Below are 26,825 nucleotides of genomic sequence, written 5' to 3'. Positions count from 1 at the left end.
TTCCCTCACAGCGATGCGGAGCATCGCGCCCTTACAGTCGGGGAGCGCAGCGAACCCGACGCCCTCACAGGCGGCGCAGCCGCCGACCTCACCTCGGCGCGTGGATCGACTTCGCCTTGGTGATGAACTCGCTGGCCAGCAGCACCACTTCCGGCTCCTGTACGTGGTAGCCCTGGATGTAGTTGACGCCCATCTGCCAGAGCCGCGCCATCACATTGGCGTCTTCGACATGGCTGACGATGGTCTTGATCTTCTTCTGCTTGGCGACCTCCATCAGCTGGTTCATCCGCCGATTCACTTCCTTCTCGTTGAACTTCTGCGTGTAGGAGGAGTGGAACTTCAGATAGCTGATGTTGGGCAAGTGCTCCAGCAGCTGGGCGCTGTTGCTGGACATGCCGTAGTGATCCACGGCGATGCTGGCGCCCAGCTTGGCCAGGGTCTCGGTGAGGGTCCTGGCCTTGCGGATGTGGTTTTGCAGGATCATCTCCTGTATCTCGAAGACGAACTCCTCGTTCTGCAGGGGATGCGCCTTGAGCAGCTCGGTGAGCCATTTCAGGAACTCATCGGTCTCGCGCAGGGTGTCTTCCGAGAGGCGCACGAACAGCGAGGGCGCGTCCTTGCCGCCGGCGCGCTTGGCGATGATCGCCAGGCTGCGGGCGATCACCCAGCGGTCGACGTTGCGCATCAGGTTGAATTTGGCGGCGGCCGGCAGGAATTCGCCGGCATGCAGCTCCTTGCCGGTGTCGTCGATCATGCGCACCAGCACGTCGAAATGCTGACGGGAGTCGCCCTCCAGGCTGGCGATCGACTGGTAGGCGAGCTTCAGGCGGTTTTCCTCGATGGCCTTCTTCACCATCGCCGCCTTGCGGGCGTCCTCGCGCTCGCTCTGGCTGGCCTCGGCGGCCGCGCCCAGCACCGCGAACTGATTGCCACCTTTCTGGCTCAGCCGGCGGCCTTCGCGCTGCACGTCGCGCACCACCGCCTCGGCCTTCTCGTCGCCGCCCAGAGGGTAGGCGACCAGGGTCAGGGTCAGCTGCGCCTCGTGATTGGCGGTGGTGTAGATCTGCTGGCTCAGCTCGCGCTGCAACAGCTCGCCCAGGGCCTGGACGTCGGCCAGCCGTGGCCGGCTGACCACGGCGGCCAGCTCGCTGACCGAGAAGCGGTACACCTGATCGGCCGGCGCCAGCCGGGTCTTCAAGGCCTGGCGCAGCTGCTCCAGCAGCTCCTCGCAGTCGGCCAGACCAAAGCGCTCTTCCAGCGCTGAAAAGCCGTCCACCGACAGCAGCAGGGCGCCGCCGGGCTGGCCGGATTTCTGGCTGGCGGTCAGCGCGTGCAGAAAGGCCAGACGCTCGTTCTGCGCCGGTCCGCTGGCAATGGCGGCGACCGCCGGCGGGTTGGCGATCAAGGTGCCGTCCATGGCCACCGGCGGTGCGGCCGCTGGCTGGGTGTCGGAGCGGATGATCATCTGGATCACCCTCTCGCCGTCCTCGCTGCTCACCACCAGCTGGGCGCTGACCGATACCGGATGGTCCTTGCCGGCGAAGCTGAACTCCAGCGGCTCACCGACGTGCTTGCCCTTCAGCACCAGGCGCAGGCGCTCCTTGACGCGCGTGCGCTGGTCGGCGGCTACGAAGTCGATCAGCGGCTCGCCCTGCAGGGGTTCCGGGTTGTCGTAGCCCAGCAGTTTGGCGAAGGAGGGGTTGGCATGCAGCAGGATGCCTTCCTGGATGTGCGCCACGGCGTCGGCGGTGGTTTCCAGCAGCTGGCTGTGACGCTGCTCGAAGTCGTGCAGGCGGTCGCTCATCACCCGCAGCCGGCGCAGGTGCTGATGGTTGAGAAACTCGCGGATCACTACCAGCTCCAGCTGACGCAGCTGGCCGGCGTCGCCGTAACCGAGCAGGTCCCTGGCGCCGTGTTCCAGCGCCGAGACCAGGCTGGAAGGCTTGGGCTCGCGGCTCAAGATCAGCACCGGCAGGTCGGGACGCAGTTCCGTCGCCGCACTCAGCAGCCGGTCGGTCTGAGCCGGGCCGGCGGCGTCATCGCAGAGCAGCAGGTCGGGTGGCGAGCGGCGCAGGATGTCCTCGGCTTCGCCGGGATCGTCGACCCAGGCGCAGCGCAGCGGGTGCCCGGCATTGCGCAGGAAGCTCTCGATGCGCTTGGCCACCTCCTCCGAGGGCCCTGCCACCAGCAGCAGGCCACGGCTGTCGGCGGCGAGGGTGGCGCCGATGGGGCTGGGGTGACTGCGGGCGGGTGCGTTCACCAGGCGATCCAGGTCTTTGCGGGCTTGTCGGGAATCTCGCGGACCAGGCGCGGTACGAGGTAACCGGGAAGATGGCCGGCCAGCTCGCGCACCAGCGCCTTGCCAACCGCCTCGTCCACCTCGAAGTGCGCCGCGCCCTGCACGCGATCCAGTAGGTGCAGATAGTAGGGCAGCACGCCGATCTCAAACAGCCGCTCGGACAGGGTTTTCAGCACGTCCAGCGAGTCGTTGACTCCGGCCAGCAGCACCGATTGGTTGAGCAGGGGCACGCCGGCCGCCTTCATCCGGGCGCAGGCCTGGGCTACCGCCGGGCTCAGTTCCTGTGCGTGGTTGGCGTGCAGCACCAGCACCGGCTGCAGGCGCGAGCCGGTGAGCCAGTCGAGCAGGTCGTCGTTGACCCGCTCCGGCAGCACGATGGGCTGGCGGCTGTGCACGCGCAGGCGCTTCAGGTGCGGGATGCCGGCCAGGCCTTCGGCCAGATCGGCGAGCTTGTCGTCGGTCAGCGACAGTGGATCGCCGCCGGAGAGGATCACTTCCTCGATGCTGTCGTCGGCCGCCAGCTCGGCCAGCACGCCCTTCCAGTGGTTGCGCGAGGCGCGGGTCTCGCCGTAGGGGAAGTGGCGGCGGAAGCAGTAGCGGCAGTTCACCGCGCAGGCGCCGGTGGCGATCACCAGGGCTCGGCCGTGGTACTTGTGGATGATGCCGCCGGGCTTGAGCTTGGCCAGATCGCCGACCGCGTCGATCGCATAGTCGCGGCGGGTTTCGGCCTCCATCGCCTGCGGCCAGACCTGCAGGAACAGCGGATCGAACGGATTGCCCTTTTCCATCTGCTCGGCGAAGGCGCGCGGCACCCGCAGCGGGAACTCGCGCATCTGCGCCAGCCGCAGTGCCGGCAGGTCGGCAGGCAGGCGCAGAAACTCCAGCAGCTCGGCCGGCCGGGTGAAGGCCTCGGTCAGCGCCGACTGCCAGGCGGGGATCAGCCGCTGGGGTGAAGAAATCGCATTCATGGGGGGATTGTGCGTCGCAACACCTGAGGCGACAAGTGAAAAACCCGGCCTAGGCCATGGTTTTGGAAGGATATTCGCACCATTCACGGATACTGCACTGCGGGCAGTCGGGCTTTCGGGCCTTGCAGACATAGCGGCCATGCAGGATCAGCCAGTGGTGGGCGTCGCGGGCAAATTCCGGCTCGGTGAACTTCACCAGCCGGTCCTCGACCTGGCGCACGTCCTTGCCGGCGGCCAGCCGGGTGCGGTTGGCAACCCGGAAGATGTGGGTATCGACAGCGATTGTCGGCTCGCCGAAGGCGGTGTTGAGCACCACGTTGGCGGTCTTGCGGCCGACGCCGGGGAGGGCCTCCAACGCCGCGCGAGAGCGTGGCACCTCGCCCCCGTGCCGGTCGAGCAACTGCTGGCAGAGGCCGATGACGTTCCTGGCCTTGGTCTGGTAGAGGCCAATCGTCTTGATGTATTCGCGCAGCCTCGCCTCGCCCAGCGCCAGGATCGCCTCGGGCGTGTTGGCGACCGGGTAGAGCCTGGCGGTGGCCTTGTTCACCGAGACATCGGTGGCCTGCGCCGACAGCACTACCGCCACCAGCAATTCGAAGGGGCTGGAGTAGTGCAGCTCGGTGGTCGGCACCGGATTGGCGGCACGCAGGGTTTCGTAGATGGCGCGGCGCTTGGCGGCGTTCATGGCGCGGCTCCACGGGCCTTGGCGAGCGCCGCCGCCAGCGGGTCGGCGGCCTTGTTGCGCGCGCGCGCGGCGGCGTCCTCGGCCTGCCAGCGGTGCAGGCGCTGCTGGTGGGCGCTGTAGCGCTTGAGCGAATGCCGGGCGCGGGCGTAGGGCGGCGGCAGGCCGGGCGCCTCGACCATCTCGATGCAGTCCACCGGGCAGGGCGGGATGCACAGCTCGCAGCCGGTGCACTCGGCGCTGATGACGGTGTGCATGAGGTTGGGGCCGCCGGAGATGGCATCCACCGGGCAGGCCTGTATGCACTTGGTGCAACCGATGCAGTCGGCCTCGATCACCCGTGCCACCAACTCCACCGCGATCTCGACCCCGAACTGGGGGTTGAGCGGCTTTTCCGCCACCCCCAGCAGCGCCGCTAACCGCGCGACGCCGGCCTGGCCGCCGGGCGGGCACTGGTCGATGTCGGCCGCGCGGTTCGCCAGCGCTTCCGCGTAGGCGCGGCAGTCCGGGTAGCCGCAGCGGGTGCATTGGGTCTGCGGCAGGGCGGCGTCGAGGCGGTCGGCGAGACTGGTCACGGTAGAAGGCGGCTCAGAGCGCCAGCGGCGCGGCGGACCGGCGCCTCACTTGATGCGCATGCCCGGCTGCGCGCCGCTGTCGGGCGACAGCAGGTAGGGGCCGCCGCGCTCGTCGCTGGCGGCCAGCACCATGCCCTCGCTCATCCCAAACTTCATCTTGCGCGGCGCCAGGTTGGCGACGCAGACGGTGAGCCGGCCGACCAGGGTTTCCGGCGCATAGGCGCTCTTGATGCCGGCGAACACCTGGCGCTCGCCGAGCGGGCCGAGGTCGAGCTTCAGGCGCAGCAGCTTGTCGGCGCCTTCCACCGGCCCGGCTTCGGCGATGCGGGCGATACGCAGATCGACCTTGTTGAAGTCCTCGATGGCGATGGTGTCGCTGGCGGCTGGTGCCGGGCTGGCTGCCGGTGCCGGCTTCGCTGCCGACGGTTTCGCGGCTTCGGTCTTGGCCAGAGCAGGGGCGGGCGTGGCCGCGGCTTCTTCGGCGAGCATCGCGTCCACGGCCTTGGGGTCAATGCGGGTGGCGAGCGGCTGGTAGGGCTGGATGGCGTGATCGAGCAGCGGCCGCTTGAGATCGTCCCAGGACAGCGGCGCCACGCCCAGGAAGCGCTCAGCCTGGGCTGCCAGCTGTGGTAGCAAGGGTTTGAGCAGCACGCTGACCACGCGGAACGTGTTGAGTGCCGCCGAGCAGATCGCGTGCAGTTCCTGGCGGCGCGACTCGTCAGCCGCCAGTTTCCAGGGCGCGTGCAGCTGCAACTGCTCGTTGGCGCGGTCGCAGATGCCGGTGGCGAGACGCACCACTGCTGCGTATTCGCCGGCCTCGTAGAGCGCCGCCACTTCGGCGCCATCGAGTTGCGGGGTGTAGAGCGGGCCGATCTCGCCGAGGTCCGCCGCCAGCCGGCCGCCGAACAGCTTCTCGATAAAGCCGGCGCAGCGGCTGGCGAGGTTCACGTACTTGCCGACGATGTCGCTGTTGATGCGCGCCTGGAAATCCTTGAGATCGAGGTCGAGGTCTTCCGGCGTGCTGCCCAGCTTGGCGGCGAAGTAGTAGCGCAGGTACTCGGGATTCAGATGATTGAGGTAAGTGCGCGCCCGGATGAAGGTGCCGCGCGACTTGCTCATCTTCGCGCCGTTCACCGTCAGATAGCCGTTGACGTGCAGCGCAGTGGGCGTGCGGTGGCCGGAGCCGTGCAGCATCGCCGGCCAAAACAGGCCATGGAAGTTGACGATGTCCTTGCCGATGAAGTGGTGCAGTTCCGCCGCACTGCCGGCGTTCCAGTAGCTGTCGAAGTCCAGGCCCTGCTTGGCGCAGAGCGCGCGGAAGCTCGCCATGTAGCCGATCGGCGCGTCCAGCCAGACGTAGAAGAACTTGCCCGGCGCATCGGGGATCGGGAAGCCGAAATAGGGCGCGTCGCGGGAGATGTCCCAGCCCTTGAGGCCGGCCTCGAACCATTCGCGCAGCTTGGCGCGCACCGGCGCCGGCGCCACTGCTTCCTGGCTCAGCCAGCCTTCGAGAAAGCTCTGGAACTGACCCAGCTCGAAGAAGTAGTGTTCGGAATCGCGCAGCACCGGTGTCGCACCGGATACCACGCTCTTCGGGTTCTTCAGATCAGTGGGCGAATAGGCCGCGCCGCAGTTCTCGCAGTTGTCGCCGTACTGATCGGGAGTGCCGCACTTCGGGCACTCACCCTTGATGTAGCGGTCCGGCAGGAACATCTCCTTCACCGGGTCGTAGAGCTGCTGGATGCTGCGCACGCTGATCGCGCCGCCGGCCTTCAGCCGGGCGTAGATCAGCTCCGCCATCTGCTGGTTTTCCGGCGAATGGGTGGAGTGGTAGTGGTCGAAGGCCACGCCGAAGTCGGCGAAGTCCTGCTCGTGCTCGGCGCGGGTGGCGGCGATGAAGGCCTCCGGCGTCACCCCGGCCTTTTCGGCGGCGAGCATGATCGGCGTGCCGTGGGCGTCGTCGGCGCAGACGTAGTGCACTTCCTCGCCCGACATGCGCTGGAACCGCACCCAGATGTCGGCTTGCAGGTAGCCCACCATATGGCCCAGATGCAGGGGGCCGTTGGCGTAGGGCAGGGCATTGGTGACGAGGATGCGGCGCGACATGGGGACCTCTGCGTAGGGGGGCGCGATTATGCCACCCGGCCAGGCGGCTCCCGCCTTTCGGGGGCGGAGTTCAGAGCCGGTTCAGGCCGCCAGGCCTAGCTTGGGGACACCCGATATTCAGGAGTTCCCCATGAGCAACCTGTTGATGCGGTATGGGCTCGCGCTGAGCCTGCTCGCCGCCCTGGGATTGGCGCCGCTGCTATTGCCCCGCCTGGTGCCCGCAGCGCCCACCATCGCCGCCGCGAAACTGGTGCCGGCCGAGATCGCGGTTCCGGCGCTGGCGTCGGATGAGGTCTCCGGCTCGACCCGCGAATACGTCTACTACCCCGATGGCGGCTTCTATTACGCGCCACGCACCAAGACCTGGTTCTGGCAGGCCGATGGCGGCTGGCAGTACGGGCTGTCGCTGCCGGAGCGCTACTGGAATGCCTCCGGCTACGGCGTGAATCTGCGACTGCAGAGCGACCTGCCGTACCTGGAACACGAGCGGGTATTTGCCCACTACCAGGAACTTGAGCAGTTGCTCGCGTACCACCAGGACGCGGCTGCGGCTCTCGCGCCCTGAATCACCGCGGCTGGGCAAGCGGCGCGGGCGGCCGCAGACTAGCCGCCCGTTCCCATCGGTCGCGCCGGCATGAGCCCTTCCCAGTCCCGCCCTCAGGAGCCGACGGCCACGACGCTGCGGGTCGAGGCGCCCTATGACCGCAGTCCCATTGGCCAGATCGGTCTGGCCGACGCGGTAGCGGTGGAACGCGCCCTGGCCAGGGCACATGCGCTGTTCCGCAATCGCGACGCCTGGCTGCCCATGCCCAAGCGCATTGCCGTGCTCGAAGGCGCCATCGCCCGCATGCAGGCGCGTGCCGAAGAGCTGGCGGTGGAAGCCGCCCGCGAAGGTGGCAAGCCTCTGATCGACAGCCGGGTCGAGGTGGCGCGCGCCATCGACTCGCTCAAGCTCTGCATCGAAACCCTGCGCAGCGAGGCCGGCGAGGTGGTGCCGATGGGGGCCACCGCTTCCAGCGCCCAGCGCATCGCCTTCACTCAGCTGGAGCCGATCGGCGTGGTGGTGGCGGTCTCCGCCTTCAACCATCCGCTCAATCTCATCGCCCACCAGGTCGGGCCGGCGCTGGCGGTGGGCTGCCCGGTGCTGGTGAAGCCGGCCAAGGCCACACCGCTGTCCTGCCAGCGCTTTGTCGACATTCTCCACGAGGCCGGCCTGCCCGAGGGTTGGGTGCAGCTGGTGCTGCCGGTGGACAACCAGCTGACCACGGTGATGGTCAGCGATCCCCGAGTTGCCTTCCTCAGCTTCATCGGCAGCGCGGCGGTGGGCTGGAAGCTCAAGAGCCAGCTGGCTCCCGGCGCGCGCTGCGCGCTGGAGCACGGCGGCGTGGCGCCGGTGATCGTCGCCGCCGACGCCGATCTCGACGCCGTGGTACCCAGCCTCGCCAAGGGCGGCTACTACCACGCCGGCCAGGTCTGCGTGTCGGTACAGCGGGTCTATGCCGAGGCGACCATCGCCGAGACCCTGGCGCAGCGTCTGGCGGAAGCGGCGCAGCGTCTCAAGGTCGGCGATCCGACCCTGGCCGAGACCGAGGTGGGGCCGCTGATCTCGCCCGCCGAGGTGCAGCGCATCGACGCCTGGGTGAAGAAGGCCGTGGCCGGCGGCGCGCGCCTGCTGTGCGGCGGCGAGCCGCTGTCCGCCACCTGCTATGCGCCGACCCTGCTACTCGACCCGCCGGCCGAGGCCGAGGTCTCGAACCAGGAAGTGTTCGGGCCGGTGGTCTGCGTCTACCGCTATAGCCAGCTGGACGAGGCCATCGCCCGTGCCAACAGCCTGTCGGTGGCTTTCCAGGCGGCGGTGTACAGCCGCGATCTCGACACCGCCCTGCGCTGCTACCAGCGCCTCGATGCCTCGGCAGTGATGGTCAACGACCACACTGCTTTCCGCGTCGACTGGATGCCCTTCGCCGGGCTCAAGCATTCCGGCTACGGCGTCGGCGGCATTCCCCACACCATGCACGAGCTGCAGGTGCGCAAGATGCTGGTTCTCAAGTCCAGGGAGATTGTTCGCTAGGCGGATTGCGGATTGCGCTCAGCTTTCCAGCAACCGCAGCAGACCCGATTCCACCGGCCAGTCCTTGAGCTTCTGCAACAGCCGCAGGCGCTCGGGCTGGTGTTCGCCGGCGAAACGCTCGGCGAGCAGAGCTTCGTAGGCTTCCAGGGTGAGGCTGGCGAGGCCGGTGTCGTAGTGCAGCTTGCGCTGCACGAAGTCCTGCCAGCGGGCCTTTTCCTCCTCGTCGAGAAAGCCCGGGAAGTGGCGGGCGCGGTAGCGGAACAGCAGCTCGTCGTAACGCGGGTCCTTGAAGCTGTCCTGGTAGCGCCAGAGCGCGTCGCCGCTGGCGGCGCGGACCTTGGCGAGCTTGGCCTTGTCCTCGTCGGGCAGAAAGCCGCCGTAGAGCGAGAGCTCGGGGTCCTGCTCGCCGTACTCGGGCGCGCTGAACACCTCCTGCACCTTGGTCGCCAGCGCCTCGCGCAGCGCGTACAAGGCCTCGCGCCGTTCCTGGCAGGCGGCGAGGTCGATGCCCCAGCGCTCGGCGTCGGTGGCGCGCAGGGCCGAGAGCGGCGAGAGCATCGGCGACTTGTTGAGGTGCACGCCTTTCAGCGGCAGCCGCGCGACGCCCTCGGGCAGGTCTTCGGCGCGGGCGAACACCCGCTCGCGCAGTTCCTCGGGGTCCAGGCTGAGCAGTTCCTCGATGTCCTGGCCGAGGTCGTAGGTCAGCACGCAGTTGTTGTTGGTCGGATGGCGCGCCAGCGGCACGATCACCGCCAGGCAGCCGCGACTGGCCGGAATCTTTGAGGAGACGTGCAACACTGGGGTCATCGCGCTGACGTCGAGCAGGCTGGCGGCATAGCGCTTGTCGCGCAGCTTCAGGGCGTGCTCGAACAGCCGCGGCTGCGCCTGGCGCAGGCGGCGGGCAAGGGCGATGGTGGCTTCGACGTCGGAGAGCGCGTCATGGGCCTTGGCGTGATTCAAAGCGTTGGCGGCGCTCAGATGCTCCAGCTTGAAGCTGGTGGCGCCGTCCTCCCGCTTCGGCCATTCCAGACCCTGCGGGCGCAGGGCATGCCAGAGCCGCACCACGTCGATCAGATCCCAGCGCGAGTTGCCGCCGCGCCATTCCCGCTCGTAGGGATCATAGAAGTTGCGGTAGAGCAGATGCCGGGTCACCTCGTCGTCGAAGCGGATCGAGTTGTAGCCGGCGCCACAGGTTCCGGGCTGGCCGAAGGCCTCGGCGATCTGGCGGGCGAACTCGTATTCCGGCACGCCCAGTTCGCGCGCCTGCTGCGGACTGATGCCGGTGAGCAGGCAGGCGTCGGGGTGGGGCAGCACGTCGATCGACGGCTGGCAGTAGAGCAGGATCGGCTCTCCCAGCGGCTCCAGTTCGGCATTGGTGCGCTGCGCGGCGAACTGGCTGGGCCGGTCCCTGGCGGGGTCGGCGCCGAAAGTCTCGTAGTCGTGCCAGAGGAAGCTGGGAGTGGTGCTCATCGTGACCTACTTATCACCTGACAGTTGGTTCTGGTTGCTGATCGGAAAGTAAATTTGTGAGCATTGCCGTCAACCCATCCGTCGGGCGGCCGTTGCCAATCATCGGATGTTCTCTTGCTGGACTGCACTACTACTCCCCTCCACGTCGCTCAGGATTCCCATGACCGCTCGTAGCAAGCTGCTGAAATCCGTGTTTACCGCCGCCGTTGCCGGCTGCGCCACCCTCGCCGCCATGCCCGCCTCCTCGGCTCCGGCCGCAGCGGCGTCGCAGGCCCGCATCATCCCCAATCAGTACATCGTCGTGCTCAAGCCGGAGGCGCTGCCCAAGTCCTACCGTGGCCAGGGCGTCCAGAGCCTGGTGCAGTCGGTGCTGGCCCAGGTGGGTGGTGGTCAGGTGATCAACCACTACCAGGCGGCCCTGCTCGGCTTCTCGGCGCGGATGAGCGCCAACCAGGCCGCGGCGCTGGCCAAGCTGCCCTACGTGGCTTCGGTCGAAGCCGATCAGGTGATGAGCGCCACGGCCACCCAGACCGGCGCTACCTGGGGACTGGATCGCGTCGACCAGCGCAGCATGCCGCTCAACGGCCAGTACATCTACCGTGACCAGGGCGGCGCCGGCGTCAACGTCTACGTGATCGACACCGGCCTCAACCCCAACCACAGCGAGTTCACCGGCCGCGTCGGCGCCGGCCGCAACTTTGCCCCCAACAACGACGGTCTGGTCGGCGGTCTCCTGGGTGGCCTGCTCACCGGGCTGGTCCCGCTCAACCTCGCGGCGCTGGACTTTGGCCTGGGGCTGTTCTCCGGCCCCACCGATGCCGCCGATACCACCGACTGCAACGGCCACGGCACCCATGTCGCCGGCACCGCGGTCGGCACCAGCTATGGCGTCGCCAAGAAGGCCACCATCCATTCGGTGCGCGTGCTCGGTTGCAGCGGCTCCGGGTCCAACGAGGGCGTGATCGCCGGCGTCGACTGGGTGGCTGCCAACGCCCAGCATCCGGCGGTGGCCAACATGTCGCTGGGCGGCGGTGACTCGGCTGCCCTGGACGCCGCCGTGCAGAACTTGATCGCCAGCGGTGTCTCCATCGCGGTGGCGGCCGGCAACGATTCCGCCAACGCCTGCTCGGGCTCGCCGAACAAGGTGCCGGACGCGATCACCGTCGGCTCCACCACCAATACCGATGCGATGTCCTCGTTCTCCAACTTTGGCGCCTGTGTCGACATCTTCGCGCCTGGCTCCGACATCACCTCGGCCGACTACAGCAACAACAGCGGCTCGACGGTGCTGTCCGGCACCTCGATGGCCAGCCCGCACGTTGCCGGCGCCGCCGCGCTGGTGCTGGGTCTGAACCCGACCGCCTCGCCGGACGAAGTCGCCAACAGCCTGCTCGGCGACGCCACTCCCGGCGTGCTGACCGGCCTCGGCGCCGGCTCGCCCAACGCGCTGCTGTACACCGCGCACTGAGCGCGAACGCGGCAAGGAAGGCGGGCCTAGTGCCCGCCTTTTTTGTGTCTGTCGCCTTCGGCGGACGCGCGGTGAGCCGGTGCTAGACTGCGGTCCGTTTTTGCCCCGTCCTAGCCATGAGCCTAAGCCGCGAAACCCTGCTTGCCGCCCTCGATACCCACATCGACCCCCTGCTCGGTCAGGGCCTGGTCAGCGCTGGCGTGGTTAAGTCGGTGCAGACCGGCAGTCGGCCGGTAGTGGAGATCGAACTGGGCTTCCCGGCCGCCGGCATCCGCGAGAGCTTTTGCCTGGCGGTGGCCCAGACGCTGCGCGACCGCTGCGGCGTCGAGGCCGAGGTGAGCCTGAGCTGGCGCATTCAGTCGCAGGCCTTGCGGCGCAATCTGCAGCCGCTGCCGGAGATCAAGAACATCATCGCCGTCGCCTCCGGCAAGGGCGGCGTCGGCAAGAGCACGGTGGCGGCCAATCTGGCGCTGGCGCTGCGGCTGGAAGGCGCGCGTGTGGGTCTGCTCGATGCCGACATCTACGGCCCCAGCCAGCCACGCATGCTGGGTGTCGACGGCTCCCGCCCGACCTCGCCGGACGGCCGGCGCATGCATCCCATCGAGGCGCAGGGCCTGCAGGTGATGAGCATCGGTTTTCTGATCGACGACGACCAGCCGATGATCTGGCGCGGCCCGATGGCCACCCAGGCGCTCAACCAGCTGCTGGGTGAGACCGACTGGCAGGGCCTGGACTATCTAGTCGTCGACCTGCCGCCGGGCACCGGCGACATCCAGCTCACGCTTTCGCAGAAGATCCCGGTCTCCGGCGCGGTGATCGTCACCACGCCACAGGACATTGCCCTGCTCGACGCCCGCAAGGGCCTGCAGATGTTCCGCAAGGTCGAGGTGCCGGTGCTCGGCATCGTCGAGAACATGGCCATCTACTGCTGCCCCAACTGCGGCCACAGCGAGCACATCTTCGGCGCCGGTGGCGGCGAGAAGCTGGCGCGCGAATACGGCACCGAGTTGCTTGGCTCGCTGCCGCTGTCGGCGAAGATCCGCGCCCAGGCCGATGGCGGGCGCCCGACCGTGATTGCCGAGCCGGACTCGGCCGAGGCGCAGAGCTACCGCGCCATCGCCCGCACCGCCGCCGCCCGGCTGGCGCACGGTGCGGCGCAGGCGGCGTTCCCCTCCATCGAGATCGCCTGAGCGATGTCGCGGCTGTGGCTGACGCTGCTGCTGGCGCTCTGTGCCTGGCAGGCCGGCCAGTGGTGGCGCTTGCGCCCGGTGCAGCAGGCCGACGGCGTGCTGGTGGCGGAAGACCCACAACAGGAGACGCTCGGCACCCCCGCCTTCGCGCACGAGGCGTATCGGCTCACTCCGCGCGCCAGCTATCACCTCCGCGCCCGCCTGCTCTCGCGTGAGGCCTATCACCTGGGCCGCGAGGCGGAGTTGTCGCCGCTGGACTTCGCGCTGGGCTGGGGGGTGATGTCGGACAGCCGGGTGCTGGACGCGCTGGAGATCAGCCAGTCCGGCCGCTATTTCTGGCTGCGCTGGGGCGAGCAGCCGCCGGTGGGCGAAGCCGAGATGCTGCGCCACGCCGCCAACACCCATTTGATTCCCGCCGACGACAGCGTGCGCCGCGCGCTCGCTAGAATGCGCCCGGGGCAGGTGGTGGCGCTGGACGGCTGGCTGGTGGACGTCGCTGCCGAAGACGGCTGGCAATGGCAGAGCTCGCTGACCCGATCCGACACCGGTGCCGGCGCCTGCGAGCTGTTGTGGGTGCGCTCGGCCTCGGTGTTTCTCCGTGGCAAATGACCAACAAGACTAGACGGACGCGATGAGCATCAAATCGGACAAGTGGATCCGCCGCATGGCGGCGCAAGGCATGATCGAGCCCTTCGAGCCCGGCCAGGTGCGGGTGGCCGCCGACGGTCACAAGATCGTCAGCTACGGCACTTCCAGCTACGGCTACGACGTGCGCTGCGCCGACGAGTTCAAGATCTTCACCAACATCAACTCCACCATCGTCGACCCGAAGGCCTTCGACCCGAAGAGCTTCATCGACGTGAAGTCGGACGTCTGCATCATCCCGCCCAATTCCTTCGCGCTGGCGCGTACCGTCGAGTACTTCCGCATTCCGCGTTCCACCCTGGTGGTCTGCCTGGGCAAGAGTACCTATGCGCGCTGCGGCATCATCGTCAACGTCACCCCGCTGGAACCGGAGTGGGAGGGCCATGTGACCCTGGAATTCAGCAACACCACCACCCTGCCGGCGAAGATCTACGCCAACGAGGGTGTGGCGCAGATGCTGTTCTACGAATCGGACGAGGTCTGCGAGACCAGCTACAAGGATCGCGGCGGCAAGTATCAGGGCCAGCGCGGTGTGACTTTGCCGCGCACCTGATCATGCCGACCCCTTGCCGCGACCCGGCGCCGACTCGCCTTGCCGTCGATCCCGCTACGCGGGGCCCTCGCTGGGTGGCTCGCGTCGGCCATCGTGGTGGCCGGTACCAGAGCCAGCGCGGTGTGACCCTGCCGCGTACCTGAGCCTCGCGGACGGCGCCGGCATGCCCAGCCTGGAAGTCCGCTTCGAGAAGGTCACCCCGGTCACCAGCATCCTGCGCTGCACCCGTAGCGACGGGCGCAGCCTGGCGATGGTGACGCCGCACCAGCCGGGCCTGCCGCACGATCTGCTGCACTGGCTGGTGGAGACCGAACTGGGTTTCGGCGACGCCATGTTCGGCCAGTTGCTGCACAACCAGAATGTCCGCGAAGAGCCGGCCACAGGCAGCTTCGCCGGCTTCGATGCCGGCACCGAGGACTCGGTGAATGCCGAGACCATCGCCAGCACCCTCGACTGGGTGGACTGGAGCCAGTCACCGGACTGGCAGGAATTGCGCCGTCAGTGCGCCGAGTCCTTCGCCTACTACCACTTGCCGATGCCGGAGCTGCCCGAGGCGCGCTGGCGGGCGCTGCAGGCCGCCCTGGAGCAGATGCTGGCGCGCTGGCCGGGCCTGCCGGTGGGCGGCGTGCTGAGCTTCCGTTACCCGCCGCCGGCGGAGGGTTCGGGGAAGCCGTAGCGGCGCGCGATCTCGCGCAGCACCAGCCACTCGCCATAGTGCGATTCGGCGGCGCGGGTTTCCATGGTCTTGGCCGAGGACACGCCCAGTACTGTGTCCAGCGGCGTGCCGGTGGTGCACAGCCGGCCGTGCGGGCCGGCGGGCACATCGAAGGCCGGCTTGTCGCTGCGCGGCGGATTGTCGAAGTCCAGCGCGTAGGCGAGGTTCAGCGACCAGTCGGCGCGCGGCCCGATCGGGTCCAGGCCAAAGCGCCAGGTGATCAGGTTGAGGATGGACTGCGGATCGAAAGGCAGCGAGCTGACGCCCTTGGCAACGCGCGGCCCGGCCAGCAGGCAGGGCACCCGGAAGCCCAGACGACCGTCGTTGCCCAGGGCTTTCTCCGCCTCCGACAACGGCGCCAGCGGCGGCACCACGTGGTCGAAGAAGCCGCCCCATTCGTCGTAGTTGATGATCAGCAGGGTCTTGTCCCAGTTCGGCGAGTTGCGCAGCGTCTCGTAGACCTGATTGAGGAAGGCCTGGCCGTCGCGCACATCGGCTACCGGGTGGTCGTCGTTGGAGATGCCCTGGGGGTTCTCGCCGAGAAAGCGCGGCTCCACATAGCTCACCGCCGGCAGCAGGCCCAGCGAAGCCTGCAGCAGGAACGTGGCGTAGGGCAGGCTGACGTTGAGGTGCTGCTCGTACCAGAGCGCGGTCAGCGGCAGATCCTGGAAGTAGTAGCTGCCGCTGACGCCCTTGGCCGCCAGCCGGTCCCAGATGGTCGGCAGCGCGCAGCGGTCGAAGCCGTTGCTGAGCCGGTCGGTTTCCCCCGAGTGCATGTAGATGCGGTTGGGGTAGGTGGAGCTGAGGATGCCGTGGTAGTACTGGTCGCAGACGGTCCAGTGCTCCGCCATGCCCTTGTAGAAGGGCAGATCCTCGCCGGTGAAATAGCCAACCGGGAACTTGTCTGCCGGGTTGAGCTTGGTGTCGTCGGTGAGCAGCCAGCCATCGAGCTTGCCGTTGTTGAGATGCACGCGACCACCGTTGTAGCCGTGGTCGGGGTCGGCCCAGCCGCAGCTCTGGTAGCCGTAGTCGGCATCGCTGGAAAGCCGGAAGGTCTCGACGCTCTTGCCTTCGACGTTGGGGAAGCGCAGGCCGGCCTGGCGGCCATTGGCGCCGGGCACCCAGCCGAGCATGTGATCGAAGGAGCGGTTCTCCATCATCACCACCACGATGTGCTCGATGCCGCTGTCCTCCGGCTTGGGCAGCGTTTTGCCGGCCGGCGGATGCTGGGCCGGGACGTAGTCCGCGGGCAGGCCGTTGTCGCTCGGTGCTTCGGAACTGGCGCAGGCGGCGAGCAGGGAGGCTCCGGCGGCGGAGCCGGCGAGGCCGGCCAGCACCCGCCGGCGGGAAATGTCGAAGGAATCGTTGTCAGACATGGGGCGTAACCGGCATTCAGTCAGCAGCCGGCAAGCCTAGCGGCGCGATGTTTCGCGCCGATGAATTCCCTGTGTTTGCGCTAGGCGGTGATGCGCCAGCAGCGGTGCGCCGGTGGTGGCCGCTTGAAATCCTCGTCCAGGGTCTGCGGGCTGATGTCGCGCACCTGATAGCCCTCCAGCGCGTCCAGCTTGAAGCGCTGGCGGTTGCAGCTGAAATAGAGCACGCCGCCGGGCGCCAACAGGCGCATGGCGTCGGCGATCAGCGCCGCGTGGTCGCGCTGCACGTCCCAGCTGTCCTCCATCTTCTTGGAGTTGGAGAAGGTCGGCGGGTCGCAGAAGATCACGTCGAACTGGGGCGCGCGCGGATCGGCGGCGGTGCGCGCCAGCCATTCCAGACAGTCGGCGCGCAGCGTCGCGTGCGCCGGCAGCCGGGTCGGCAGCGGGCCACGGCCGTCCACCTCGGTGCAGGCGATCTGGTTCAGCTCCAGGTTCTGCGCCAGCCAGTCGAGATAGGTGTTGGAGAGGTCCACCGACAGCGTCTGCGCCGCGCCGCCCACCGCCGCCTGCACGGTTGCCGCGCCGGTGTAGCAGAAGAGGTTGAGAAAGCGCTTGCCGGCGCATTCCTTCTGCAGGCGCAGGCGCATCGGCCGGTGGTCGAGGAACAAGCCGGTGTCGAGATAGTCGTCGAAGTTCACCCACAGCTTGGCGCCGTGCTCCTGCACGATGTGGTAGCGCTCGGTGTCGGCCTGGCGCTGATACTGGCTGGGGCCCTTCTGGGCGCGGCGCAGCTTGTAGTGCAGGTTGGCCGAGGGCAGTTCCAGCACCTGCTGGATCACCGTCAGCGCCTCGCGCAGACGGCGTTCGGCGGCGGCCGGCTCGATGGTTTTCGGCGGCGCGTATTCCTGAACCACCGCGTGGCGTTCGGGGGTTGCGTAGAGGTCGACGGCGACCGCGTAGTCCTTGAGATCGGCATCGTAGAGGCGGTAGTTGCTCACGCCGCTGCGCTTGGCCCACTTGTTGAGGTGGCTGAGGTTCTTACGCAGGCGGTTGGCGAAGTCGGGCGCGACCTCCTTGCGCTCGCCGCTACCCAGCGGCGAGGGTTTGGATACCGCCAAGGCGGTGCCGGAATCCGGCTCGCTGCCTTCAGTCAGTTGTTCGCTGACCAGCGCCGGCGCGGCGCCGGCGGCCTGCGCATGCACATCCATCAGCAGCAGCTTGCAGGGCAGGGCGCCGTTGTAGAAGGCGTAAAGCTTGTCGGCACGCAGGCCCAGACGGTGGCCGAGGTCGGGGCGGCCGGTGAACAGCGCCGCCCGCCAGCCGCCGAAGGCCGCTTTCAGCCGGCTGCCGTAGAGCGAGTGCAGCTTCACCAGCTCGGCCTCGTTGGCGAGCCGCTCGCCGTAGGGCGGGTTGCAGATCACCAGGCCCGGCGCGCCGGCCGGCGGTGTCGCGGCGGTGGCGTCGCCGACGGTGAAATCGACCTTGCCGGTGAGCCCGGCGCGCTGGCCGTTGGTGCGCGCGGCGGAGATCGCCGCTGGGTCCAGATCGCGGCCGACCAGGGCCGGCAACTCGGCTTTCAACCCGCGCTCGCGGCGGCCCTCGGCCTGCTCGCGCAGGGTGCGCCAGAGCTTGGGCTGATGCTCATTCCAGGCGGCAAAGCCCCAGCGCTCGCGCAACAGGCCGGGGGCGATGTCGGCGGCGATCCAGCCGGCCTCGATCACCAGGGTGCCGCTGCCGCACATGGGGTCGAGCAGGCCGCCGCCACGGGCGGCGATGGCCGGCCAGCCGGCGCGCAGCAGCAGGGCGGCGGCGAGGTTTTCCTTCAGCGGCGCGGTGACGCCGCGATGGCGGTAGCCGCGCTGGTGCAGGGACTCGCCGGCCAGATCCAGCGACAGCGTCGCAAACTCGCCATCGAGGTGCAGATGGATGCGGATGTCCGGCGCCTCGGCATCGACGTCGGGGCGCTTGCCGACGGCGGCACGGAAGCGGTCGGCGACCGCGTCCTTCACCTTCAGCGCCGCGTAGTGGCTGTGGGTGACGATCTGCGAACGGCCGGCGACCTCGATGGCGAAGCTGAAACGGGCGTCGAACAGTTCCGGCCAGTCGATGGCGTGGGCGGCGGCGTAGAGCACCTCGCTGCCGGCGTGCGGACCGCTGCCGCCACTCAGGGGGAAGCGTTGCAGCGGCATCAGGATGCGCGAGGCCAGGCGCGACCACAGGCAGGCCTTGTAGGCAAAGGCGAGGTCGCCACTGGCGTGGATGCCGCCAACGGTTTCCTTGACGCTGGCCGCGCCCAGGCTGCGCAGTTCCTCCAGCAGCAGTGGCTCGACGCCGCGCGGACAGGTGGCGAACAGGGGCATGGCCTGGGCGGCGGCCGAGCTCAGTTCGGGGCTGGGCTCGGAGGCCGGGGTAACTGCGGAGGGGCTATCGCTCATGGCGCATTATCTCGCAGCCGCCTCGTTATCATGCGGCGTCCATGCAAAGGAGTTGCCTCGTGAGCAAGAACTGGGGATGGCTGGCTCTATGCCTGGCCCTGTGCGGTACGTCCGGCCTGGCTCGCGCGGGCACGGCGGATGCCGCCTTCGAGCAGCGCTTCGGCGATACCTTTCTCGATGGCTACTGGCGCGAGAACCCAGATGCGGGCATCAGCAACGGCTATTACCGCTACGCCGACCGCCTGCTGGCGCCCAGCGCCGCCGCCCGCGCCGGCTACCTGCGCTATCTCGACCGCCAGCTGGCGGCGCTGGCCGCCGTCGATCCTCAGGCCCTGGACGAGAGCCATCGCAGCGACTGGGCGGTGCTCTCCAACCGCCTGGAGCTGGAGCGCTGGTCGTTACGCGAGCTGAAGGAATGGCAGTGGAATCCGGCGCTCTACAACGTCGCCGAGCCCTTTGCGCTGCTGCTGAACACGCCCTATGCGCCGGAGCCGGAGCGCCTGCGCGTGGTGCTGCGCCGGCTGGCGGCGGTGCCGGCCTACTACGCGGCGGCGAAGGCGGCGGTGAGCCAGCCCACCCGCGAGCACACGCAGTTGGCGATCCAGCAGAACGCCGGCGCCCTTGACGTGCTGGGCAAGCCGCTGGAAACGCAGTTGGCCGGTTCCGGCCTGAGCGCCGCCGAGCGCACCCTGTTCCTGCAACGCCTGGGCAAGGCGCGGGCGGCGGTCAGCGACTACCTCGCCTGGCTCAAGGTGCTCGACGCCGATCTCGCCGCGCACGGCGGTGCCCGCAGCTTCCGGCTCGGCGAGGCGCTGTACGAAACCAAGTTCGGCTACGAGGTGCAGTCCGGCGCCAGTGCCAAGCAGCTCTATGAGCGCGCGCAGGCCGAGAAGGAGCGCCTGCATGCGCGCATGGCGGTGCTCGCCGAGCAGCTCTGGCCCAAGTACTTCCCCGACACCGCGCCCCCCGCCGACCGGGTGGCGAAGATCGCGGCCCTGATCGGCAAGCTTTCGGAAAACCACACCACGCCGGAAAACTTCATCCCCGAGGTGAAGCGGCAGATTCCTCTGCTGGAAGCCTGGGTGCGCGAGCACGATCTGGTCGGCCAGGATGCGACGCGGCCGCTGCAGGTGCGCGAGACGCCGGTGTACATGCGCGGCTTCTCCATCGCCAGCATCAATGCCCCCGGACCCTACGACCCTACCGCCAACACCTACTACAACGTCTCACCGCTCAGCAACTACACGCCAGAGCAGGCCGAGAGCTTCCTGCGCGAGTACAACCACTGGCAGTTGCAGGTGCTCAACATCCACGAGGCGGTGCCCGGCCACTACGTGCAGCTGTTGCACGCCAACAAGTCACCGAGCCGGATCAAGACCCTGTTCGGCAACGGCGCGATGGTTGAAGGCTGGGCGGTGTACGCCGAGAAGATGATGCTGGAGAGCGGCTGGGGCGGCTTCGAGCCGGAGATGGAGTTCATCCACAGCAAATGGCTGCTGCGGGTGGTCACCAACACCCTGCTCGACTACGGCATCCAGGTGCTGGGCTGGTCCGAGCAGCAGGTGCTGGACCTGATCCGCGACGAGGCTTTTCAGAGCGAGACCGAGGCGCGCGGCAAGTGGCGGCGGGCGACGCTGAGCCAGGTGCAGCTGACCAGCTACTTCGCCGGCTATTCGGCGATCTACGACTACCGCGAGCGGCTGAAGGCCGAACTGGGGCCGCGCTTTGACCTGAAGCGCTTCCACGAGCGCTTCCTGAGCTTCGGCAGCGCGCCGGTGGCGGTGATCGAATCTCTGATGCGGCCGGAAGACGCCGCCAAACCCTGAAGTGAAAGGAGCGCAGACATGCACATGAACCTCGGTGGCGGTTACGGCGGCCTATTCGGATTGCTGGTCCTGGCGGCCGATCTCTACGCGCTGTTCAGCATCTTCAGCAGCAGCGAGACGGTGGGCAAGAAGGTGGTGTGGACCCTGCTGGTGCTATTGCTGCCCATACTCGGCTTCATCATCTGGTGGCTGGCTGGGCCGCGCGCCAAGGCCGGCTAGAGGCCGAGTTCCCGACGCAGCTCCGCCGGGCTGCGGCGCTGCGGCTGGCGCAGGTCCAGGGCCTCGACCAGTTCCAGCAGCCGGGCGTTGAGCGGCGCCGGCCAATGGAGTTTTTCACCGAGTGCCACGATCTCGCCGTTGAGCTGGCGCACCTCGGTGCCGCGACCGGCGCGCACATCCGAGACCATGCTGGGATAGGCGCCGTCGTCGAGGCCGTTCTTGACCCGCGCTAGCCACCAGGTCAGCGGCCCGCCGCGCAGCAACAGCTGCCGGTAGGCGGCCTGGGGCAGGGGCATGGGCAGCTTGTAGGCAATCTGCGCCGCCTCGATGCGGTCCACTGCTTCTTCCAGCACGGCGGCGAAGATCAGCCGCAGGTCGGGTTCGCTGAGCAGGTCGCGGAAGGTGCTCTGGGTCAGGGCACCGACGGCGTTGGCGAGATTGATCAGCAGCTTGCCCCAGCAGGCCTCCTCGCCCCGACTGCGGCCGACGGCCAGGCCACTGCCCTCGAAGAGGCCGCGCAACTGGTCATCGCCGTCGGCGAGGATCACCGCCGGTTTGGTGGTGAGCTGCGCGTGCAGCGGTCCCAGATGCTGGGCGTTGAGCATGATGGTCAGAGCCAGCGCCGGCGTCTGTGGCAGCCGCTCGCGCAGACGCGGCAGCGCACGCACGCCGTTGAGCGTGGAGACCAGGCTCAGCTCCGGCGGCGGCGTGCCGAGCGCGTCGATCACGCCGTCCAGCGCGCCGAACTTGGTGGCGATCAGCAGATAACGGGTATCGGCGTCGACAAGTCGCTCGGTGAGCGCCGGCAGCGGCGCCTCCAGCGCGCCGCCGCGTGGCCGCTCCAGGCGCAGCCGGCCGGCCTGCTCGAAGGCGGCGCGATCCTTGGCGCGTACATAGAGCCGCAGCGGCCGGCCAGCGGCAGCCAGATAGCTGGCGAGCGTGATGCCGACCGCGCCGGCACCGACGAGGGTGATCATGTTGAGCTTCCTCCAGGCCGGCTGCTGTGGTGGTCCGCGGCGAGCTCTGGGCCAGGCGCGCGGTGCAGGGGCAATGGCGGCGAGCTTACGCGCCGCCGGTCGGCCCCGGCTACACTGCCGCCGGGATTACAGCCTCAAGTCAGGGAGTTGAGTATGCGTCGTACGCTGTTGCGCGGTTTTGGCGCGCTGGCCCTGAGCTGGCTGGCGAGCGCCGCGCATGCAGGCGCGCCGGAAGAGCAGCTGATGAGCTGCATGCGCGCCAATATCCCGCAGACCCTGCGCATCCAGGAGTTCGACCTTGCCGCCACCGACCGCGGCGGCGGCAGCCGCCTGTTGCGTGGCCGCCTGTATGCCAAGCGCGAGAACGAAAAACTGCGGGCGATGCTGCGGCTGGTGGCGCCCAATGACGTCAACGGCGCCTCCTACCTGCTGCGCGAGGGCGAGAAGGCCGACGAGATGTACGTGTTTCTGCCGGCGCTCAACAAGGTGCGGCGGATCACCGGCGGCAGCAGCGACGGCCCCTTGTTTGGCACCGATCTCTCGTATTCCGACATCAAGCAGATCCACAACGCCTTCAGCGGCAACCAGCCCACGATCGAGGCCACCGAGAAGCTGGACGGCCGGCCGGTGAAGCGGCTGTCGGTGGTGCCGCATGCGGAAAGCGGTTCGCGCTACAGCCTGATCCGCGCCTGGGTCGACGACGAGAGCTGCGTGGCGCTGAAGGTGGAGTTTCTCGAAGGCAATACCGTGCGCAAGCGGCTCACCAGTCCGATCAAGGCGCTAAGCCGCTCCGGCAGCTACTGGTATCTGTCGGAAGCGACCATGGAAGACCTGAAGGAAGGCAGCCGCACGCGCCTGAAGATCACCGGGGTGAAGAGCGGCGAGGACATGGCCAACCGCTACTTCGATTCCCGCAATTTCTACGTCGGCAACTGAGGCGGTCCGCGTGCTGCGCCTGCTCGAGCGTCTTGCCGCCCGTCCCTGGTGGGTGGTGCTGGGCATGGCGCTGCTCAGCCTGCTGGCGGTGGTCAGCGTCTTTGACTTTCCCAATCGTCAGCTGAAGCTGGGCATCGACCCGGCGATGGAGCGTCTGCTGCCGGCGCAGGACAGTGACCGCGCCGTGCTCGACCGCGCCCGCGCAGTGTTCGGCGACACCGATCCGGTGCTGTTGACGGTGCGCTTCGAGGACGGGGTGTTCACTGCCGCCAATCTCGCCACCGTCGCCCGCCTCAGCGACCGCCTGCGCGAGCAGCCGGGCGTGGCCGATGTGTTTTCGCTGGCCAGCGCGCCCAACCTCACCGCCAATGGCGAGGATGTCGAGGTGTCGAGCTTTACCCAGCAGGCCGAGGCCGATCCGGCGCGGGTGCCGCTGCTGGCCGGGCAGATGGCCGACAACCCGGTGTATCGCAACACCCTGGTCTCCGCCGACGGCAAGGAGGCGGCCTTCGCGCTGTCGCTGCACGACTTCGACGAGCAGGCGTTTCGCGCCGCCGGCTATCCCGAGCGGCTGACGGCTCTGGCCAAGGAAGTCAGCGGCGCCAGCGTGGTGCGGGTCAGCGGCGCGCCGGTGATCAAGCGCGCCACCGCCGATGCCCTGCTGAAGACCTTCATGGTCACCGTGCCGATGGTGCTGCTGGTGATTGTCGCTGTGCTGCTGGTGGCCTTCCGCGATCTGCGGGCGACGCTGGCCGGCACGCTGACCGTCAGCGTGGCGCTGATCTGGACGCTGGCGATTGCCCAGTGCCTGGGCTGGAAGCTGCACATGCTCACTGCGCTGACGCCGGTATTGGTGGTCACCCAGGGGCTGTGCTACTGCATCCACTGGCTGGCCGACTATGTGCAGCACAGCGACACCCGCGCCAGCGCCGCGCGCGCCAGCTGGGCGCTCAAGCACTCCTCGCTGCCGCTGGGCCTGAATGCGCTGACCACCTGTGCGGGCTTTCTGGCGCTGCTGCTCAACGACCTGCCGGCGATCCGCCAGTTCGCCATCCTCACCGCCATCGGCACCGCGCTGGCGGTGGTGCTCTCGCTCACCCTGCTGCCGGCGCTGGCGCAGCTCCTGGGCAGCGGCCGCTACCGGCAACCACGCGAGCCGATCTACCACGCTATCGCCGCCCGGCTGTCGCGGCTGGCGGTACGCCGCCGCGCGCTCATCATCGGCACCGCCATCGTCCTGTTGCTCAGTGGCGGCATGCTGGCGCTGCAGCTCGAACCCAGCGCCGAATTCGTGCGCGGCTTTCCCGAAAATGCGCCGGTGCGCGTCGACTACGAGGCGATCAACCGCAATTTCGACGGCGCCAACGTGCTCACCGTGCTGGTCGAAACCCATGTGCCGGATGCGCTCACCGACCCGGCGCTGGCGCGCGAACTCGATGGCCTCGCCGCCTGGCTGCGCCAGCAGCCCGAGGTGGGCGGCGTCTACACCTATGTCGATCTGCTGAAGCTGCTCAACCGCAGCCTCAACGAGGGCGACCCGGTGTACGCGGTGGTGCCCGACAACGCGCCGGCGATCAAACAGCTGCTGGTGTTTGCCGGTGGCGAGCAGATCAAGCGGGTGCTCGACAAGCAGTTCAAGACCGCCGCCGTGGTGCTGCGGGTGAAGGTCGACGATGCCGCCGCGCTCACCGCTTTTGCGCAGCGCGTCGAGGCGCGGCTGGCGCTGCTGCCGCCGCCACTGTCGGCCAGCCTCACTGGCTCCAGCCTGCTCGCCACCCGCACGGTGGCGCAGCTCACCTCCGGCCAGTGGGCGACGGTGGCGCTGACCGCGGCGCTGATCTGGGCGATTCTGGCGGTGATCTTCACCTCGCCGCGCGCGGCACTGCTGGCCCTGCTGCCGAATCTGGTGCCGGTGTCGATCTACTACGGCCTGCTGCAGCTCACCGGCATCGGCCTGTCGCCCACCACCAGCCTGATCGCCAGCATCGTGCTCGGCATCTCGGTGGACGACACCATTCACTACATGGTGCGCTTCAATCGCGAGGCGAGGGCGCGCGGCGACGAGACCGAGGCGGTCTACCACGCCCTGGCCGGAGTGCTGCGGCCGATCACCCTGACCATGATCGCGCTCTGTCTGGGTTTCCTGGTGTTCCTCGGCGCCGACATGAAGAGCCAGGTGCAGTTCGGAGCGCTGGCGGCGTTCACGCTGTTCCTGTCCTGGGCCTCCGACATCACCCTGACCCCGGCGCTGGCCTCCTACGCCCGCATTGTCACGCTCTGGGATCTGCTGCGCCTGGACCTGGGCCACAGCCCGCAGCACACCATCCCGCTGCTGTCCGGCCTGTCGCTGCGGCAGGCGCGCACCTTCGCGCTGCTCTCGAACATGGAGAAGCTGCCCGGCGGCCGGCGGGTGATCACCGAGGGCGACTATGCCCGCGACATGTACGTGATCATCGACGGCCAGGTCGAGGCCTGGGTGGAGCGCAACGGCGAGCGCAAGACCCTCGCCACCCTGGGCCGTGGCGCGGTGATCGGCGAAGCCGGCTACTTCGGCCAGCGGCGCACCGCCAACATCGACGCCACCAGCAATGTCCGCCTGCTGCGCTTCGACAGCCAGGATCTCGAGCGCCTGCGTCTGCGCCACCCGCGCATCGCCGCCACCGTGTTCCGCAACCTCAACCGCATCCAGTCCGAGCGCATCGCGCGGATGACGGCGATGCTGAGCTAGACCGGGTCGGTGACCGCAGTGGGCATGCGTGCCTGGAGGCGTCTGCGCCGCGCTGGACTGCTCTTGCTGGCATTGCTGCCGGCGATGCCGGCGCTGGCTGCGGGGCCGGCGGCAAACGCCGACGCGGCGGCAGTGGCTGCGGCAGTCGCGCCGACGGCTGCAGAAGCGGAGTACTACACCCGCCCGCTGGTACGCGCCCGCCTGCGAGTGCCGGACAGCTTGCAGGACTACCGCGTCGCCAGCCTGCGGCCTTCGGCGGACGATCCCTCGCGCTTCGAGGTCGAGGTGCAGTTCCGGGCGCGCACGCCGTTCGGGGGAATGAGCGCTCACAGCGCCCGCTTTCGGATGAAGCGCGCGGCCGCCGGCGGCGGCTGGATCGTGACCGCGAAATGAGCCTGTGCGGGCGGCCGGCAAGCCCCATTACCACCGCTGCTCGCTAGACTCCGGACAGACCAACTCAAGAGGAGGAGAGCGGCATGAGTCTCAAAGGCAAAACCCTGTTCATCACCGGCGGCAGCCGCGGCATCGGCCTTGCCATCGCCCTGCGTGCGGCGCGCGACGGCGCCAATGTGGTGATCGCCGCCAAGACCGCCGAGCCGCATCCCAAGCTGGCCGGCACCATCCATACCGCCGTCGCCGAGATCGAGCAGGCCGGTGGTCAGGGCCTGGCGGTGCAGTGCGACATCCGCGACGAACAGCAGGTGATCGACGCCGTGCAGCAGGCGGTGGCGCGCTTCGGCGGCATCGACATCCTGGTCAACAATGCCAGCGCGATCCAGCTCACCGGCACGCTGGCCACCGACATGAAGCGCTACGACCTGATGAACGGGATCAATGCGCGCGGCACCTATCTGACCGGTCGTGTGGTGCTGCCGCATCTACTTGCGGCGGCCAAGGCCGGCCGCAATCCGCACATCCTCACCCTGTCGCCGCCCTTGGCGATGGAGCCGCGCTGGTTTGGCCCCAACGTCGCCTACGCGATCGCCAAGTACGGCATGAGCCTCTGCACCCTGGGCTGGGCCGAGGAGTTCAAGCGCGAAGGCATTGCCGCCAACAGCCTGTGGCCGCGTACCACCATCGCCACCGCCGCGATCCAGATGGTGGGTGGTGATCCGATGATGAAGCAGAGCCGCCTGCCCAGCATCATGGCCGACGCCGCGCAGGTGATTTTGAGCAAGCCGGCGAAGGAGTTCAGCGGGCGCTTCTGCATAGATGATCTGGTGCTCTACGAAGCCGGGGTGCGGGATCTCTCGGCCTATGCGGCGGTGCCGGGCACGACCAAGTTTCTGCCGGATTTCTTCCTGCCCAAGGACGTGGCGGAACTGCCGGAGTAGGCGACAGAACTGTCCGCCAAGGCTGGTCTTTGCGGTTTCCTCCTTTCCCTTGTGGGGAGGGCTAGGGGAGGGGGGCGGCCGTGGCGGAGTGCTTGGCCTTCGCCTTGGTCTGCGTGTGTGTGGTTCGCGCGTTCGCGCTCTGCTGGCTGCGCAGGGCCTGATAGCTTTTTTTCGCCTTTTGGCGACTCACTTTTCTTTGCTTGTGCAAAGAAAAGTAAGCAAAAGAAAGCACACCCCTGCGTCGCGCCCCTACGG

22 protein-coding genes and 1 pseudogene are annotated in these 26,825 nt (G+C 68.3%); 13 read left to right on the top strand and 10 right to left on the bottom strand.

The genetic code is table 11. The features are described 5' to 3' along the window. Positions 1-88 precede the first annotated feature (88 nt). From AC3WT6_RS16820 to metG, 5 genes are read right to left on the bottom strand one after another with little or no spacing between them, the layout of a single operon-like run. Entirely contained in the window at positions 89-2,260 is a 2,172-nt protein-coding gene (locus AC3WT6_RS16820; protein ID WP_492654757.1) for a sensor domain-containing phosphodiesterase, read from the bottom strand. After that, on the bottom strand, positions 2,257-3,267 hold the full coding sequence (gene epmB / locus AC3WT6_RS16815; RefSeq protein WP_492654756.1) for an EF-P beta-lysylation protein EpmB: 1,011 nt from the start codon (positions 3,265-3,267) through the stop codon (positions 2,257-2,259). The genes AC3WT6_RS16820 and epmB overlap by 4 nt, the downstream gene beginning before the upstream one ends. Positions 3,268-3,316: 49 nt before the next feature. After that, the gene (gene nth, locus AC3WT6_RS16810; protein ID WP_492654755.1) at positions 3,317-3,952 is read right to left on the bottom strand and encodes an endonuclease III; all 636 of its coding nucleotides are present in this window, start codon (positions 3,950-3,952) and stop codon (positions 3,317-3,319) included. Beyond that, positions 3,949-4,524 carry an RnfABCDGE type electron transport complex subunit B gene (locus AC3WT6_RS16805; protein WP_492654754.1) on the bottom strand — a complete coding sequence of 192 codons (576 nt, stop codon included), beginning with the start codon at positions 4,522-4,524 and terminating at the stop codon, positions 3,949-3,951. Before AC3WT6_RS16805 ends, nth begins: the two co-directional genes overlap by 4 nt. A gap of 45 nt (positions 4,525-4,569) precedes the next feature. Then, the gene (metG, locus tag AC3WT6_RS16800; protein WP_492654753.1) at positions 4,570-6,630 is read right to left on the bottom strand and encodes a methionine--tRNA ligase; all 2,061 of its coding nucleotides are present in this window, start codon (positions 6,628-6,630) and stop codon (positions 4,570-4,572) included. 130 nt (positions 6,631-6,760) lie between these two features. Between metG and AC3WT6_RS16795 the strand changes: the two genes are divergently transcribed. Both AC3WT6_RS16795 and AC3WT6_RS16790 read left to right on the top strand, forming a co-directional pair. Next, entirely contained in the window at positions 6,761-7,195 is a 435-nt protein-coding gene (locus AC3WT6_RS16795) for a hypothetical protein (RefSeq protein ID WP_492654752.1), read from the top strand. A 69-nt stretch (positions 7,196-7,264) separates the two neighbouring features. After that, a complete protein-coding gene (locus AC3WT6_RS16790; protein WP_492654751.1) occupies positions 7,265-8,701 on the top strand; it encodes an aldehyde dehydrogenase family protein in 1,437 nt (478 codons plus the stop codon). 18 nt (positions 8,702-8,719) lie between these two features. Here the strand turns inward: AC3WT6_RS16790 and sbcB are convergent, their stop codons facing one another. Further along, on the bottom strand, positions 8,720-10,171 hold the full coding sequence (sbcB, locus tag AC3WT6_RS16785) for an exodeoxyribonuclease I (RefSeq protein ID WP_492654750.1): 1,452 nt from the start codon (positions 10,169-10,171) through the stop codon (positions 8,720-8,722). Positions 10,172-10,331: 160 nt separating this feature from the next. On the opposite strand from sbcB, the gene AC3WT6_RS16780 reads away from it, so the two are divergent. From AC3WT6_RS16780 to AC3WT6_RS16760, 5 genes are all read left to right on the top strand, one after another. Then, entirely contained in the window at positions 10,332-11,639 is a 1,308-nt protein-coding gene (locus AC3WT6_RS16780; RefSeq protein WP_492654749.1) for a S8 family peptidase, read from the top strand. A gap of 116 nt (positions 11,640-11,755) precedes the next feature. Continuing rightward, positions 11,756-12,829, top strand: coding sequence for an iron-sulfur cluster carrier protein ApbC (gene apbC, locus AC3WT6_RS16775; RefSeq protein ID WP_492654748.1), 1,074 nt, complete (start codon positions 11,756-11,758; stop codon positions 12,827-12,829). Between the two features lie 3 nt (positions 12,830-12,832). Continuing rightward, the gene (locus tag AC3WT6_RS16770) at positions 12,833-13,438 is read left to right on the top strand and encodes a hypothetical protein (RefSeq protein ID WP_492654747.1); all 606 of its coding nucleotides are present in this window, start codon (positions 12,833-12,835) and stop codon (positions 13,436-13,438) included. Positions 13,439-13,460: 22 nt separating this feature from the next. Then, on the top strand, positions 13,461-14,027 hold the full coding sequence (dcd, locus tag AC3WT6_RS16765) for a dCTP deaminase (protein WP_123211317.1): 567 nt from the start codon (positions 13,461-13,463) through the stop codon (positions 14,025-14,027). A 163-nt stretch (positions 14,028-14,190) separates the two neighbouring features. Next, positions 14,191-14,703 carry a hypothetical protein gene (locus tag AC3WT6_RS16760; RefSeq protein WP_492654746.1) on the top strand — a complete coding sequence of 171 codons (513 nt, stop codon included), beginning with the start codon at positions 14,191-14,193 and terminating at the stop codon, positions 14,701-14,703. On the opposite strand, the gene AC3WT6_RS16755 is transcribed toward AC3WT6_RS16760, so the two are convergent. Further along, positions 14,667-16,118, bottom strand: a complete 1,452-nt coding sequence (locus tag AC3WT6_RS16755) for an alkaline phosphatase family protein (RefSeq protein ID WP_492654745.1) — start codon at positions 16,116-16,118, stop codon at positions 14,667-14,669. The two genes, AC3WT6_RS16760 and AC3WT6_RS16755, sit on opposite strands and share 37 nt — an antisense overlap. Before the next feature lie 80 nt (positions 16,119-16,198). Continuing rightward, the gene (gene rlmKL, locus AC3WT6_RS16750; RefSeq protein ID WP_492654744.1) at positions 16,199-18,550 is read right to left on the bottom strand and encodes a bifunctional 23S rRNA (guanine(2069)-N(7))-methyltransferase RlmK/23S rRNA (guanine(2445)-N(2))-methyltransferase RlmL; all 2,352 of its coding nucleotides are present in this window, start codon (positions 18,548-18,550) and stop codon (positions 16,199-16,201) included. Between the two features lie 59 nt (positions 18,551-18,609). Here rlmKL and AC3WT6_RS16745 point away from each other — a divergent pair, with 59 nt between their 5' ends. Beyond that, a complete protein-coding gene (locus AC3WT6_RS16745) occupies positions 18,610-20,376 on the top strand; it encodes a DUF885 domain-containing protein (RefSeq protein ID WP_492654743.1) in 1,767 nt (588 codons plus the stop codon). Between the two features lie 18 nt (positions 20,377-20,394). Beyond that, on the top strand, positions 20,395-20,595 hold the full coding sequence (locus AC3WT6_RS16740) for a PLDc N-terminal domain-containing protein (protein ID WP_492654742.1): 201 nt from the start codon (positions 20,395-20,397) through the stop codon (positions 20,593-20,595). Here AC3WT6_RS16740 and AC3WT6_RS16735 read toward each other — a convergent pair. After that, the gene (locus AC3WT6_RS16735; protein WP_492654741.1) at positions 20,592-21,572 is read right to left on the bottom strand and encodes a ketopantoate reductase family protein; all 981 of its coding nucleotides are present in this window, start codon (positions 21,570-21,572) and stop codon (positions 20,592-20,594) included. The two genes, AC3WT6_RS16740 and AC3WT6_RS16735, sit on opposite strands and share 4 nt — an antisense overlap. Positions 21,573-21,725: 153 nt before the next feature. Between AC3WT6_RS16735 and AC3WT6_RS16730 the strand changes: the two genes are divergently transcribed. From AC3WT6_RS16730 to AC3WT6_RS16715, 4 genes are all read left to right on the top strand, one after another. Continuing rightward, positions 21,726-22,508 (top strand): outer membrane lipoprotein-sorting protein, encoded by a 783-nt coding sequence (locus tag AC3WT6_RS16730; protein ID WP_492654740.1) that lies wholly within the window; start codon positions 21,726-21,728, stop codon positions 22,506-22,508. 10 nt (positions 22,509-22,518) lie between these two features. Continuing rightward, positions 22,519-25,236 carry an MMPL family transporter gene (locus AC3WT6_RS16725; RefSeq protein ID WP_492654739.1) on the top strand — a complete coding sequence of 906 codons (2,718 nt, stop codon included), beginning with the start codon at positions 22,519-22,521 and terminating at the stop codon, positions 25,234-25,236. A 24-nt stretch (positions 25,237-25,260) separates the two neighbouring features. Next, positions 25,261-25,629 carry a hypothetical protein gene (locus AC3WT6_RS16720; RefSeq protein WP_492654738.1) on the top strand — a complete coding sequence of 123 codons (369 nt, stop codon included), beginning with the start codon at positions 25,261-25,263 and terminating at the stop codon, positions 25,627-25,629. Between the two features lie 83 nt (positions 25,630-25,712). After that, complete coding sequence (locus AC3WT6_RS16715; protein ID WP_492654737.1) at positions 25,713-26,570, top strand: SDR family oxidoreductase; 858 nt, start codon at positions 25,713-25,715, stop codon at positions 26,568-26,570. 61 nt (positions 26,571-26,631) lie between these two features. Here the strand turns inward: AC3WT6_RS16715 and AC3WT6_RS16710 are convergent. Next, a pseudogene (locus AC3WT6_RS16710) lies at positions 26,632-26,825 on the bottom strand (hypothetical protein); the annotation flags it as partial.

Source organism: Stagnimonas sp. FW305-C-60 (assembly GCF_058782965.1).
This window is presented reverse-complemented; position numbering and strand designations above follow the sequence as displayed.